The sequence below is a fragment of the Pacificibacter marinus genome (genome assembly GCF_900109555.1).
GTDB lineage: Bacteria > Pseudomonadota > Alphaproteobacteria > Rhodobacterales > Rhodobacteraceae > Celeribacter > Celeribacter marinus_C.
On record NZ_FNZV01000002.1, the window covers coordinates 305,000 to 319,365 of the forward strand.

Consider the following 14,366-nt stretch of genomic DNA (forward strand, 5'->3'; position numbering starts at 1 on the left):
TATGACAGTCATCGAAAATCCATCCGTTTCTATCAAAAATCTTGATCTGAATTTTGGCGCTGTCAAAGTGCTCAAAGACCTTAACCTCGATATCGCTTCTGGCGAATTTATCGTGCTCTTGGGCGCGTCAGGTTGCGGGAAATCCACGTTGCTCAATTGCATCGCAGGTCTTTTAGAAGTCTCTGGCGGGCAAATTCACATTGGTGGTACAAATGTAACGTGGGCCGAGCCATCTGATCGCGGCATTGGCATGGTGTTTCAATCTTATGCGCTCTATCCGCAGATGACGGTGCGCGGCAATCTGACCTTTGGTTTGAAAAACGCAAAAGTGCCGAAGGCCGAGATCGAAAAACGGGTCGCGCGCGCCGCCGAAATTTTGCAAATGGAAGAACTGCTCGACCGCAAACCGGGCGCTTTGTCTGGCGGGCAACGTCAACGTGTTGCCATTGGCCGTGCCTTGGTGCGGGATGTGGATGTGTTTTTGTTTGATGAACCCTTGTCGAACTTGGACGCCAAGCTGCGCACAGATTTGCGGGTCGAGTTGAAACAACTGCACCAGCAACTAAAAAACACCATGATTTATGTCACCCATGATCAAGTCGAAGCTCTGACTTTGGCAGACCGTATCGCGATTATGAAAGACGGTTTGATCCAACAGCTCGCCAGCCCGAAAGAAATCTACAATCGCCCTGTGAACAAATATGTGGCTGATTTTATCGGCTCGCCCGCGATGAATTTCTTTGAAGGCACCGTGGACAGTGGCGTCTTTACAGCGGGCAATTTGTCTATTGATCTCAAAGGCTACGAGTTCACGCCAACGGGCAAATTAGGCGGGCTTGCTTGGTTTGGCATCCGACCTGAAAATGTTATTGTCGGCGGGGATGGTCCTGTGCAAATCGATGTGATTGCTGAAATTGTTGAACCTATGGGGGCAGATACTTTGGTCTGGACCCATGTTGCAGGCGCGCCGTTTCGCATTCGGATGGATGGCACATCTACTGTGAAAATGGGCGACACGTTCGGGGTTTCGTTTGATCCCGCTCATGCGTCTATGTTCGACAAAGTCAGCGAAGAGCGCCTTTGATTTATCAGCCCTAAGAGCGCCTTTTGATCACGGTCTTGGGGTCTCATTTTGTGCCTTACTTTGGGGTGTGCCCTTTTGGGTATGTTCCAATGCATTACTAATTTTCTACCCAAAGGATACTTCTCCATGCGTCTCAACGACAACTGGCTTTTGCGCGATGATTGCGGCACCTATAGCGTGCCTGTAACCTTGCCGTTTGATGGCATTAGCGCACTGCAAACTGCGGGTAAAATCGCGGACCCTTATTGGGGGCGCAACGAATATGATCTGCGTTGGATTTGCGCGCGCGACTGGACCGCCACAACAACATTCACCCTGCAAGACACGATGCAAGAACTGGTGCTTGAGGGGTTGGACGGGGTTGTTGACGTTGTGCTGAATGGCAAAACGGTTTTACAGGCGGACAACAGTTTTCGAACATGGCGTGCGGATGTGTCCAAACAGGCTAAAATCGGTGACAACACGCTGAAATTGAACTTTCATTCGGTGGTATCCGAGGGCGCGGCCCGCCAAGAGGCGCAGCGCTATTCTATTCCTAACTCGTTCAATTGTCCCATTCCGAACGGCAATATGCTGCGTAAACCTGCGTGTGATTTTGGCTGGGATTGGAACATCGCGCTGGCACCTTTTGGTGTGACGGGGCAGGTGTATCTTGTCGCCAAAGCCCAGCCGCGCGTGGGGCATATCATGATTGACCAAGAGTTTGATGCCAGCGGCGCAGCAACTTTGCATGTCGCTGCCCATGTTCAAAACGCCGCTGATGGCAACACGGTTGAGATGCGTTTTGGCGGGCGCAGTCAGACGCCGAAAATCGAACAGGGCGTTGCGCGTGCCGTGTTTAGCGTCGAGCATCCAGAACTTTGGTGGCCTGCGGGGCAGGGCATGCAACCGCTTTATGATTTGCAAGTGCGTCTTGATGAAGACACTCACGAGCGTCGTATCGGGTTGCGTAAAATGGAACTGATCACCGAAAAAGACGATGCGGGTGTTGGGTTTAAATTCCGCGTCAATGGACGCGATGTGTTTGCCAAAGGGGCCAATTGGATTCCCGCTGATGCTTTGTCTGGCAAAATTAATCGCGCTGAGGTGGAAAAACTGCTGCAATCGGCGGTCGATGCCAACATGAACATGATCCGTATTTGGGGCGGTGGGCGGTACGAGCCGACATGGTTCTATGATCTGTGTGATGAAATGGGGCTGATGGTTTGGCAAGACTTCATGTTTGCCTGCAATTTATACCCTTGTGATGATGCATTCTTGCAAAATGTCGACGCTGAAGTGCGTGAAAACGTGCAACGTTTGCACCACCACGCGTCATTGGCCGTTTGGTGTGGCGACAATGAATTGATCGGCGCTTTGACGTGGTACGACGAGAGCATCAAGAACCGTGACACCTATTTGGTGATGTATGATCGCTTGAATCGCACGCTTGAAAAGGCGCTGTTTGAAACGCATCCCAACGCTATTTGGTGGCCCTCGTCGCCTTCTGCGGGGCCACTTGATTTTGGCGATGCGTGGCATGATGACAGCTCTGGCGATATGCATTTTTGGTCTGTGTGGCATGAAAATAAAGACTTTGATCACTACCGCGATATTCGCCCGCGGTTTTGTTCGGAATTTGGCTTTCAAAGCTACCCGTCCAACCAGATCATCGAGACATTCGTCGCGGCCGAAGACCGCAACATTTCAGCCCCCGTTTTGGAAAGTCACCAGAAAAATGAGGGTGGCAATGAACGCATTGCGGCGACGATGTTTCGCTATTTTCGCTTTCCCGTGGATTTCCCAAATTTCGTGTATTTGAGCCAAGTACAGCAAGGCCTTGCGATCAAAACTGCCGTGTCGTGGTGGCGCTCGCTCAAACCCCATTGCATGGGCACGTTGATCTGGCAGCTTAACGATACATGGCCTTGTGCGTCGTGGTCGAGCCTTGATTATGGTGGGAATTGGAAGCTTTTGCACCACATGGCCAAAGACTTTTACGCCCCAGTTTTGGTCGCCATAGCGCCAGATAAAGATGATGTGGTTTTCACTGTAACCTCTGATCTGGCTGAGGACCGCACTGTCGATCTGCGAATTTTTGCGCTGGATATGACGGGGCAAACGCGCGCCCTTGATCATTTCACTGTCAATGTAGAAAACGCAAGCGCTGTAGAGGCATTGCGATTGCAGTCTTCGGTTTTGAACGCGGATGAAGTGCTTTATTTTGAATGGGATGCGGGGGATGACCTGATGGGCACGCCCCTGTCTGGCAATGATATTTATGCACCGCTGCCGTGGAAATCCATGGATCTTTTACCACCTCAAATCGACATGAAAACGATGCAAAAAGACGGCGTGACGGAAGTGACGCTGACCGCCAAAGGCTTGGGCCTTTATGTCAGTTTAGAGGCTGATGTGGCTGGGCGGTTTAGCCAAAATGCCTTTACGCTTTTGGCTGAAAAACCTCTGACCGTTACATTTACACCTGAACAGGCAGGCGCGGTTCCAACACTCACCCTGCGTGATTTGCATTCCGCGACCTACGGAGAAACCCAATGAAGCGTTCTGATATTAATGACATCTTGACTGAATCGGACGCGTTTATGCGCTCTTTCGGGTTCATCATGCCCCCCTTTGCCTACCTGTCGCCCGAGGCATTCAAGGCCCATATTTCCGCAGACGGCACGATGATCCGCGACCACATGATGGGCTGGGATATTACCGATTATGGGCAGGGTCATTTTGAAGATTTAGGCCTGTTTTTGTTCACGGTACGCAATGGATCTGATGCCAATGTATCGGCTGGAATGGGCATGCTTTACGCTGAAAAGATGTTGATTTCGAACGAAAATCAAATCTCGCCCATGCACCGTCATATCAAAAAGACCGAAGATATTATCAACCGTGGCGGGGCAACTTTGGTTATCGAATTGTTCACGGCCACCAGTGATGGTGCGATCGATGATCAAGCGCCTGTGAAAGTGCTGACAGATGGACAATGGCGTACGCTTAAAGCTGGCGAACATCTTGCACTGGCCCCCGGCGAAAGCGTCACGCTTGAACCGCATCATTGGCATGCCTTTTGGGGCGAGGGCGGCAAGGTTTTGATCGGCGAAGTGAGCAACGTCAATGACGACCGCACAGACAATATTTTTAGCGATCCAATCGGCCGATTTTCGAACATCGTCGAGGATGCACATCCAAAACATCTGCTGGTGTCCGACTATGACACTTGGCTGACATAACACCGTTTTTTGGCAACCACGCACCGGAAGTTGGTGCGCTGGTTGCGATGATAAATGAGCGTTCACAACACAATGGGAACGTAAGGGAGAGACAGACATGACCAATTTTTCATACCAACTTTACAGTTCACGCAACTGGGGCAATGACGAAACCATCGCGATGATCGGTGAGCTTGGCTACGCCGAATGCGAAGGATACGGCGCATTTTACAACGAACTTGACGGGATCGATGCACTGAAAGCCAATCTCAAAGCAGCAGGACTTCATATGAAATCCGGCCACTTTTCACTTGATATGGTTGAAAATGATCCTGATCGGGTTCTGGCCATTTGTGGCGCTTTGAATATCGAACACGTTTATGTGCCCTTTTTGATGCCAGAAGACCGTCCTACCGACGCTGCAGGATGGCGTGCTTTTGGGGCGCGTTTGGAAAAAGCAGGCGCGCCTCTTGTCGCCAAAGGATTGATCTTTGGGTGGCACAACCATGATTTTGAATTCAACGATTTGACTTCGGGCGAACTGCCCCAAGACTTGATTGCCGAAGGTGGTCCAACATTGAAATTCGAACTAGATATTGCTTGGGTTGTGCGCGGGGGCAAAGACCCGATCGAAGTGATCAAACGCTATGGAAAACGGATCACGGCTGTTCATGTTAAAGACATCGCGCCAGCAGGTGAAAAAACATCAGAAGACGGCTGGGCCGACGCGGGCACAGGCACGATGGATTGGCCTGCAATCATGGCCTGTGTGCGTGAATATACCTCAGCCAATCTGTTTGTGATGGAACATGACAACCCATCAGATCACAAACGATTTGCCGCAGTTTCCATTGAAAATGCACGTAAATTTTAGAGTTTAAGAAAGAGAGTTTTTATGAAAAAGCTTGGTGTTGGCATCATTGGATGTGGAAATATTTCGACCTCTTACTTAGATCTTGCCCCTAATTTTGGGGCGCTAGACATACGCGCAGTCGCGGATTTGAATATGGATGCAGCCACCGCGCGCGCTGGCGAATATGAGGGTGTGCGCGCCCTGTCTGTTGATGATCTTTTGGCTGCCGATGACATCGATTTGGTGCTTAATCTGACCATTCCTGCGGCGCATTTCGGGGTGACAAAACAAATTTTGAATGCGGGCAAACACGCCTATTCCGAAAAGCCATTTGTTTTGACTTTGGATGAGGGCGAAGAGTTGCGCAGTATTTGTGCAAAAACCGGCTTGCGGGTTGGCTCTGCGCCAGACACGTGGATGGGCGGCGCGCATCAAGCGGCGCGTGCGGCCATAGATGCAGGGAAAGTTGGCACAATCACCGCAGGCACAGCGCATGTGATGTCCCCCGGTATGGAAATGTGGCACCCAAATCCCGACTTTTTCTTTGTCGAAGGCGGCGGTCCGATGTTGGATTTAGGGCCGTATTACGTGACCAATCTGGTTCAATTGCTTGGCCCTGTGAAACGGGTTGTGGCGCTCACGTCTGCGGCGTCTGACACACGCACAATCACCACGCCGGGGCCGCGCGCTGGTGAAAAAATCCCTGTTGAGACGCCGACAAACATTCACGCTTTGCTTGAGTTCGTCTCTGGCGCCACGATCACGCTGTCCACGTCTTGGGATGTTTGGGCGCATCGCCATGCCAACATGGAACTTTACGGCACCCAAGGATCAATCTTTGTGCCTGATCCGAACTTCTTTGGCGGACTTGTGGAAATCTCGGGCATCGACAAAGAGATCAAGGAACTCAAGCAGCCAGAGCACCCTTTTGGCATCAACAACCAAGTGGATGGGCAAGGCGTGGATCGCGCCAATTACCGCACCGCAGGGTTGGCTGATATGGCCCAAGCGATTGTTGAAAACCGTCCGCATCGCTGTTCATTAGAATTGGCGCTGCATGCGGTTGAGGTGATGACGGGCGTGTTGAAATCTGGCGCAGAGGGGCGTTTTGTCGAGATGACAACAACCTGCGAGCGCCCGGCCGCCGTGACACCACAAGAGGCCGCGAAACTGCTTGGCTAAATTGACAACGGAGTGGCGCGGCGTTGGTGCGCCCTCCACATTTGTGCTCAAGGGGCATGCAGGCATGACACTGGTTTTTTCCGTGTTTTACTGCGCATCATGCCCACCAAGGCACTGGGATCGTGCAGCCGAGGAGGGCTGTGCCTTCCGTTATTTTTGGAGAATGTCATGACTTATACCCCCGCTGAAAATCGTTACGAGACAATGAAATACCGTCGCTGCGGCAATTCAGGATTGAAATTACCCGCGGTATCTTTGGGTCTTTGGCACAACTTTGGTGATGACACGCCACACCAAACCAAACGCGATATTTTGCACACCGCATTCGACGCAGGTATCACCCATTTCGATCTGGCCAACAACTATGGCCCGCGCCCGGGCGCTGCTGAATCTGCCTTTGGGGAGATTTTGAAAACCGACTTTGCGGGCTACCGTGATGAGATGATTATCTCATCCAAAGCGGGCTATCGCATGTGGGATGGCCCCTACGGCGAATGGGGATCACGCAAATATCTGATGTCGTCTTGTGATGCATCGCTCAAACGTATGGGCTTGGATTACGTCGATATTTTCTATTCGCACCGCTTTGATCCCGACACGCCTTTGGAAGAAACCATGGGCGCTTTGGACAGCATCGTGCGTCAAGGCAAAGCGCTTTACGTTGGGATTTCCAGCTACAACACCGAACGCACACGCCAAGCTGTGGCCATTTTGAACGACCTTGGCACGCCCTGCGTTATTCATCAGCCAAGCTACAATATGCTCAACCGTTGGGTGGAACACGATGGGCTGAAAGATGCTCTGCAAGAGTTGGGTGTTGGATCAATCGCGTTTACGCCCCTCGCACAAGGCATGTTAACCAACAAATATCTGGGCGGCATTCCTGAAGGGTCGCGCGCAACGCAAGGCAAATCCTTGAACCCAAGCATGGTGTCAGAGCGGGCCATCGCGAACCTCAATAAGCTTAACGATCTGGCAAAACAGCGCGGGCAAACACTGGCACAAATGGCTATCGCATGGGTTCTACGCAATGGCGGGATCACAACCGCTTTGATCGGCGCATCCAAACCCAGCCAAGTGACCGATTGTGTTGGCGCTGTCGCCAATCTTGAGTTCACAACAGAAGAGTTGGATTTGATCGACGAATACGCAGATGAAGAGCAAATCAACCTTTGGGCACTGTCGTCAGAGAACAAAGGGGCCATCTAATGATCCGCAACCCGATCCTGCCGGGGTTTAACCCGGACCCTTCATTTTTGCGGGTTGGCGATGACTATTACATCGCCACATCGACCTTTGAATGGTACCCTGGGGTACAGATTTTTCATTCAAAGGACTTGGTGAATTGGGATCTGGTTGCGCGTCCTCTTAATCGAGCGGCTTTGCTTGATATGCGAGGGAATCCAGACAGTTGCGGTGTCTGGGCTCCCTGTTTGTCCCATGATGGTGACAAGTTTTATCTGGTCTATACCGATGTAAAACGCTTCAATGGTAAGTTCAAAGATGCGCATAATTACATCACCGCTTGCGACACAATTGATGGCGATTGGTGCGATCCTTGGTATGTGAATTCGTCTGGGTTTGATCCGTCATTGTTTCACGACGCCGATGGCAAAAAATACTTTATGAACATGCAGTGGAACCATCGGGGCGCAGGCACTGGTGGCAATCCCAAGCACTCGTCTTTCGATGGGATTTTGATGCAAGAATGGTCGCCTGAGCACGGCCTGACAGGGCCAGTTACAAACGTTTACCCGGGAACGCCTCATGGTTTGACCGAAGCACCACATGTGTTCAAACGAAACGAATATTACTACATGACCACGGCTGAGGGCGGCACTGGGTATGGCCACGCGGTCAGCCTTGCGCGGTCCAAATCCATCTGGGGCCCTTATGAGGATCACCCCGATTTACACGTGGTCACCACCAAAGATACGCCTTTGACGACCAGCCCCATTCAACGCACGGGGCATGGTCAATATGTTGAAACACCTGAGGGTGAAATTTATCATACGTTTCTTATGGGGCGGCCCATTCAAAAACGTGGTTCGGGCCAATTTTTCTGCCCGATGGGGCGTGAAACGGGGATTGAGCGCGGCGTTTGGAAAGACGATTGGCTGTATCTAGAGACTGGCGGTTTGGTACCGCGCGCTGAACTGACAGGGCTCAAAGATGTAGTATCTCGCGTGCCAAAAAAACGTGAAACCCAGTTCAAAGGCACTGAGCTGCCAAGCGATTTTCAGTGGTTGCGTCATCCACATCCTGAACGCCTGTTTCGGGTCGACAATGGCCTGCATGTTATTGGGCGCGAGAGCTTTGGCTCTTGGTTTGAAAACGCTTTGGTGGCGCGCCGCCAAGAACACTTCGTGTTTGAAGTTCAGACAGAAGTGTCTTTCGAACCTGATACTTATCAGCAAGCAGCTGGGCTGACGCATTACTACAATCGCCATAAATTCCACAAGCTTTTGGTCTGTTATGAGCCTGATATTGGTCGCTGTTTGCGCGTTGTGTCTTGTCTTGGCGACTTTGCCGACAATGAACTGACGTGGCACGGCGATGCTGTTGCCATTCCTGATGGACCTGTCCAGATGCGGGCCAATGTGGATCATGCCGATTTGCAGTTCTCATGGCGCATGAATGATAGCGATTGGACCCCCATCGGCGGCACTTTGGACGCCACGCTTATCTCGGATGAGGCGGGCTTTGGCGAACATGGGTCCTTTACGGGGGGCTTTGTTGGCATGTATGCGATGGACATCACGGGGCAGGGGCGCGAAGCACTGTTTTCCCATTTCTCATATACGCCTCACCCTTAAAGGCGGCGTTTAAAGGACGATCAGATGAGCTGGACCTCTCGCATAATGGTGTATGATTTTGAAGAGGCGCGCGCGTTCCCCGTTTTGGAAACGGATATGCACATCGAGGCCCCAAATTGGACGCCCGAAGGCGATGCTTTGATCGTTAATGGGGATGGCAGTCTGTTTTGGGTCGATCTGGAAAATCCTGAGCTGTGGGAAATTGACACAGGCCTGTGTATCAAGCTCAACAATGATCACGGCATCACGCCGGACGGCGAAACGTTGATCTTTTCCGATCACACTTATGGCCAAGGGTCTGTCATCTGGACGCAGAACCTTGGCGATGACGACCCCGACCCACAACGCGTGACGTCCAACAGCCCGTCTTGGTGGCACGGTGTGTCGCCTGATGGCAAAACGCTGACCTATACGGCTGTGCGCGATGGCGTTTTTGGCATTTACACAATCGCGATTGAAGGGGGCGCGGAAACTTGCGTGACCCAAAGCGCACATCACTATGATGGCCCTGATTACACCCCTGATGGACAATGGATTTGGTTCAATTCCGAGCGCTCGGGAAATGGGTCTTCTGACATTTGGCGGGTGCGTGTTGATGGCTCCGATGCCGAACAAATGACCAATGATGAGCGTGTGAATTGGTTCCCGCACCCCGCGCCTGAGGGCGATAAAATCGTCTACCTTGCATATCCCGAAGGCACCCAAGGCCATCCTGCGGGCAAAGACGTCGAGTTGCGTTTGTTTAAAGGCAAAGGCGAGACACCCGAAACGCTGGTGTCTTTGTTTGGCGGGCAAGGTACGATTAATGTACCGTCTTGGTCGCCAGATGGCGTGGCCTTTGCCTATGTGGAATACGCGCGCGGGCTAGTCGATTAAAATTTCGGTGGCGTGCTCTAATGCCAAAGCTGCTGCGCCCTGCGCCCAGATTAAATCACCCCAAGCGTGGATTTCTACCGGTGTTGGTGCGCGGCCTTGCTCGCTTGTTAGGCGCTGCATCTCGGCTAAAACTTCATCGGCATACAGATAGTCAAACCGTAAACGTTCGCCTGACAGCAAGATCAACGCAGGGTCAAATAACGTCACAATATTGGCCAGTCCCATGGCTAAGTATCTGCCCGCTTTGGAAAAAATAGCACGCGCTGCGGCATCGCCAGTTTGTGCGCGTGCAAACAACGTCTCGATCATATCGCTTGTTGTCTCGCTCCCGTGTGGGGTTTGAAGCACGGTCGATGCTTCGCGCACCAAAGCATAATCGGCGATATAGGCCTCAAGACATCCGCGTCGACCACATCTGCACAGCGCGCCATCCAGTTGTACTTTGCTATGACCCAGCTCCATCCCAAGCCCAATGCCGCCGCGTTGCATTTCGTGATTGATCACCAATCCCATGCCAACACCGTGCTCGATGGACACCACGGCAAAGTTGTCGCGCTCACGCCCTGCGCCAAACCACAACTCGGCCAAAGTCAGCAGATTGGCATCGTTGTCGATGCGCACGGGGTAGCCAAATGCGTCTTGCAACATGTCGCGCAGCGCAATGTCGCGTTCCTTTATAAATGGGCACCAAATCAAACGCCCAGCATCAAAATCGACCATGCCTGGCAGGCCGACGGCAATCGCCGTGATTGCGTCTTTTTCCAATCCTGTGGCGTGCAGAGCAGCGTCAATCAGCGCGCCTGTTTCTTGGATGATGTCACGCGCGGTGCGCGGTGCGCGGTGTGTGGCCAGTGAAACGGTGTCAATCTTTGTGCCAGATAAATCCAAAATGACTGCTGAATTGAACTGGTCTGATATTTTGATGCCAATCACATAGCCTGCTGATCCAGTGACCTTTAATCCAGTGGGCGGACGTCCGCGCCCTGTGTTGGCCTCTTGGCGTTGCACAACTGTTTCTTCGATAAATCCGCGTGCTATTAAATCGGCCGATGTGGATGTCACTGTGGCGGGTGAAATGTCGAGCGTACGGGCCACATCCACGCGTGCGATTGTGCCGCGCGCCCGCACCAGATCAAAGACGCGCCTTTTCAATGGCTTGTTCGGTTGAACGTGTCTCGTTAGGGTCGGGCCGCATCCGTCCTTGTCCATACTATGGTGTGTTGGCAGACTTGAAGGCACGGTCAATATTCTTTCATTTTTATCGTAAATAAGCGGATGGACCCGTAGTGTAGAGTGGCATTTTTATTGTGGGTATTGGAAGAGGTTAAGTATTCTTTCAAGATGTCACAAGCTTTCGGACTTATTTATTTTGACAGTTAAAATAAATTGCGCCACTTTCGGCATGCAAAGCGCGATTCGACATCGTGCCAATCTGCATGCGGTGCGCTGCATGCAACAAATTCAGAACCGCGCAGGGAGAACATAATGTACATAGGTTTGGATCTCGGGACTTCAGGTCTTAAGGGCATTGTGATGGACGATGACCAAATTATTTTGGCAGAGGCGCATGTGTCATTGACCAATGAACGCCCATTTGATGGCTGGTCCGAGCAAAATCCAGCGGCATGGATCGCCGCGACGGACACCATCATGCAAACCTTGAAAACCAAGATTGATCTAAGCGCTGTGCAGGCGATTGGTTTGTCGGGCCACATGCATGGCGCTGTGCTTTTGGATGCTGAGGATACGGTGCTACGCCCCTGTATTTTGTGGAATGACACTCGCAGCGCGTCCGAGGCTGCCACTTTAGATGCCGATCCACAGTTCCGTGCGCTCACCGGCAACATTGTTTTCCCCGGTTTTACAGCTCCTAAATTGGCATGGGTTAAAGCGCACGAACCCGATATTTTCAAAAAAATGGCCAAGGTTCTATTGCCCAAAGATTACCTGCGTTTGTACCTGACAGGTGATTATGTCGCCGAAATGTCGGATGCTGCGGGCACCAGTTGGCTCGACACAGGCGCGCGCGATTGGTCAGACGCCTTGCTCGCGGCCACAGATATGTCACGCGATCACATGCCGCGCCTTGTCGAAGGCTCTGAAGTTTCAGGCCAATTGCGAACCGCTTTGGCGCAAAAATGGGGTGTCCAAGCCTCTTGCGTTATTGCTGGCGGGGGCGGTGATAATGCCGCGTCTGCCGTTGGTGTCGGTGTGGTTAAAGCGGGGCAAGCCTTTGTTTCTTTGGGAACATCTGGTGTATTATTTGCAGCCAATGATGGTTACCAACCCGATGCCGACACAGCAGTACATACGTTTTGTCATGCTGTGCCCAACACGTGGCACCAGATGGGCGTGATCTTGTCAGCGACCGATGCTTTGAACTGGTATGGCCGTTTTGTAGGGCAAGATGCCGCTGCGCTCACGTCGCAGCTTGGCGCATTGCAAGCTCCGACAAAAACACAGTTTTTACCCTATTTGGGCGGTGAACGTACGCCGTTGAATTCGGCCAGCATTCGCGGGGCCTTTACTGGTCTTGAGCATGCCACAGACACCGCAGCCGGTACGCGCGCAGTGCTTGAAGGGGTGACATATGCCATTCGTGATTGCCGTGATGCTTTGGCCAAAACGGGCACTAAAATTGATCGACTTTTGGCCGTCGGTGGCGGATCACAATCAAAATACTGGGTCGAAGCCATCGCAACTGCGCTGGGAACATCTGTTGACTTGCCTGTTTCTGGTGATTTTGGCGGGGCCTTCGGGGCTGCGCGGCTTGGTCAAATGGCCGCGTCAGGCGGGGGAGCTGAGCTGGCTTCAGCGCCTCAAATTCACGCAACGATTGATCCAAATCCATCTCTTATATCCGCGTTTGATGCTGGCTTTGCCCGGTTCAAAGCGGGCCAAGCTGCCGTAAAGGACCTGACATGAGCACTTTTTTCAAAGACATTCCCCAGATTAAATTCGAGGGCGCAAACAGCACAAATGAGTTTGCTTTCAAACACTACAACCCTGACGAAATTGTGCTTGGCAAGCGGATGGAAGATCATCTGCGCTTTGGGATCGCCTATTGGCACAGCTTTGCCTATGAGGGCGGTGATCCATTTGGCGGACGTACGTTTGAACGTCCGTGGTTTGATGGTGGGATGGAAAACGCTAAGCTTAAGGCCGATGTCGCTTTTGAAATGTTTGATATTTTAAACGCACCGTTCTTTTGTTTTCACGATCTGGATGTGCGCCCTGAAGGGGCGACATATGCGGAAAATCAACGCAATCTTGAAGAGATCGTCGATTACTTTGCCGGTAAAATGGAAACGTCCAACACGAAACTGTTGTGGGGCACAGCCAATCTGTTCACACATCGCCGCTTTATGTCTGGCGCTGCGACCAACCCTGATCCTGATGTGTTTGCCTATTCTGCCGCCACGATCAAATCGTGCATGGATGCGACGATCAAGCTTGGCGGGGAAAACTATGTGCTTTGGGGCGGGCGCGAAGGGTATGAAACCTTGTTGAACACCAACTTATCGCGTGAAGCAGACCAAGCTGCGCGGATGTTGGAAATGGTGGTGAATTACAAACACAAGATGGGCTGGGACGGGCAAATCTTGATCGAACCTAAACCACAAGAGCCGTCAAAGCATCAATATGATTTTGATGTGGCCACAGTCTATGGATTCCTTAAGCGGTATGGTCTTGAAAACGAAGTAAAAATGAACCTTGAACAAGGTCACGCGATTTTGGCTGGGCATTCATTTGAACATGAATTGGCGTTGGCTGGATCGCTTGATATGCTCGGTTCAATCGATATGAATCGCAATGATTATCAATCTGGTTGGGACACGGACCAGTTCCCAAATAACGTGCCAGAAACGGCGTTGGCCTATTATGAAGTGATCAAATCGGGTGGTTTGACCAAAGGCGGCACCAATTTTGATGCGCGTTTGCGCCGTCAATCTCTTGATTCTGGGGATTTGATTTTGTCACATGTCGGCGCGATGGATATTTGTGCTCGGGGGTTCAAAGCTGCGGCAAAAATGTTTGAGGATGGCACACTCGAACAAGCGCGGGCGGAACGTTATGCCGATTGGGATCTGCCAGCCAACCAAGAGATGCTGCAAGATGGTACATTGGAAGGCATTCAACGGCATGTGTTGACCCAAAATATCAATCCCGTGCCTCGCTCAGGACGTCAGGAACGTCTTGAAAATCTTGTGAGCACATATGTTTAAACCGCTTAGCTTACAGGTTTTTGAGGGTGTGATGTGATAGGGGCACTTTAATAAAGCGTGCAATCAGGTTTTGAGAGCCGTGGTAATTTGCACTTGGTCAAGCTTTCAAATGACGGCTCGAGAATG

Annotated in this window: 11 protein-coding genes; 10 read left to right on the forward strand and 1 reads right to left on the reverse strand. The window is 51.7% G+C overall.

The window, feature by feature from the left end; all coding sequences use genetic code 11:
* The first annotated feature begins 1 nt into the window (after position 1).
* The 8 genes from BM025_RS04660 (at position 2) to BM025_RS04695 (ending at position 10,014) form a co-directional block, all read left to right on the forward strand.
* Positions 2-1,084 carry an ABC transporter ATP-binding protein gene (locus tag BM025_RS04660; RefSeq protein ID WP_085847694.1) on the forward strand — a complete coding sequence of 361 codons (1,083 nt, stop codon included), beginning with the start codon at positions 2-4 and terminating at the stop codon, positions 1,082-1,084.
* Positions 1,085-1,210: 126 nt separating this feature from the next.
* Positions 1,211-3,622: a beta-mannosidase gene (locus tag BM025_RS04665; RefSeq protein WP_085847693.1), complete on the forward strand. Its 2,412-nt coding sequence runs from the start codon at positions 1,211-1,213 to the stop codon at positions 3,620-3,622.
* The gene (locus tag BM025_RS04670; RefSeq protein WP_085847692.1) at positions 3,619-4,308 is read left to right on the forward strand and encodes a D-lyxose/D-mannose family sugar isomerase; all 690 of its coding nucleotides are present in this window, start codon (positions 3,619-3,621) and stop codon (positions 4,306-4,308) included. Before BM025_RS04665 ends, BM025_RS04670 begins: the two co-directional genes overlap by 4 nt.
* Positions 4,309-4,405: 97 nt before the next feature.
* The gene (locus BM025_RS04675) at positions 4,406-5,161 is read left to right on the forward strand and encodes a sugar phosphate isomerase/epimerase family protein (RefSeq protein WP_085847691.1); all 756 of its coding nucleotides are present in this window, start codon (positions 4,406-4,408) and stop codon (positions 5,159-5,161) included.
* Positions 5,162-5,182: 21 nt separating this feature from the next.
* Positions 5,183-6,322 (forward strand): Gfo/Idh/MocA family protein, encoded by a 1,140-nt coding sequence (locus BM025_RS04680; RefSeq protein WP_085847690.1) that lies wholly within the window; start codon positions 5,183-5,185, stop codon positions 6,320-6,322.
* Positions 6,323-6,490: 168 nt separating this feature from the next.
* Positions 6,491-7,531: an L-glyceraldehyde 3-phosphate reductase gene (mgrA, locus tag BM025_RS04685; RefSeq protein ID WP_085847689.1), complete on the forward strand. Its 1,041-nt coding sequence runs from the start codon at positions 6,491-6,493 to the stop codon at positions 7,529-7,531.
* On the forward strand, positions 7,531-9,138 hold the full coding sequence (locus BM025_RS04690; protein ID WP_085847688.1) for a glycoside hydrolase family 43 protein: 1,608 nt from the start codon (positions 7,531-7,533) through the stop codon (positions 9,136-9,138). Before mgrA ends, BM025_RS04690 begins: the two co-directional genes overlap by 1 nt.
* Positions 9,139-9,162: 24 nt before the next feature.
* Positions 9,163-10,014, forward strand: coding sequence for a TolB family protein (locus BM025_RS04695; RefSeq protein ID WP_085847687.1), 852 nt, complete (start codon positions 9,163-9,165; stop codon positions 10,012-10,014).
* On the opposite strand, the gene BM025_RS04700 is transcribed toward BM025_RS04695, so the two are convergent.
* Complete coding sequence (locus tag BM025_RS04700) at positions 10,003-11,166, reverse strand: ROK family transcriptional regulator (protein ID WP_244515461.1); 1,164 nt, start codon at positions 11,164-11,166, stop codon at positions 10,003-10,005. The genes BM025_RS04695 and BM025_RS04700 overlap by 12 nt on opposite strands.
* Before the next feature lie 333 nt (positions 11,167-11,499).
* Here BM025_RS04700 and xylB point away from each other — a divergent pair, with 333 nt between their 5' ends.
* Positions 11,500-12,939 carry a xylulokinase gene (gene xylB, locus BM025_RS04705; protein ID WP_085847685.1) on the forward strand — a complete coding sequence of 480 codons (1,440 nt, stop codon included), beginning with the start codon at positions 11,500-11,502 and terminating at the stop codon, positions 12,937-12,939.
* Positions 12,936-14,240 (forward strand): xylose isomerase, encoded by a 1,305-nt coding sequence (gene xylA / locus BM025_RS04710; RefSeq protein ID WP_085847684.1) that lies wholly within the window; start codon positions 12,936-12,938, stop codon positions 14,238-14,240. Before xylB ends, xylA begins: the two co-directional genes overlap by 4 nt.
* Positions 14,241-14,366: the final 126 nt, after the last annotated feature.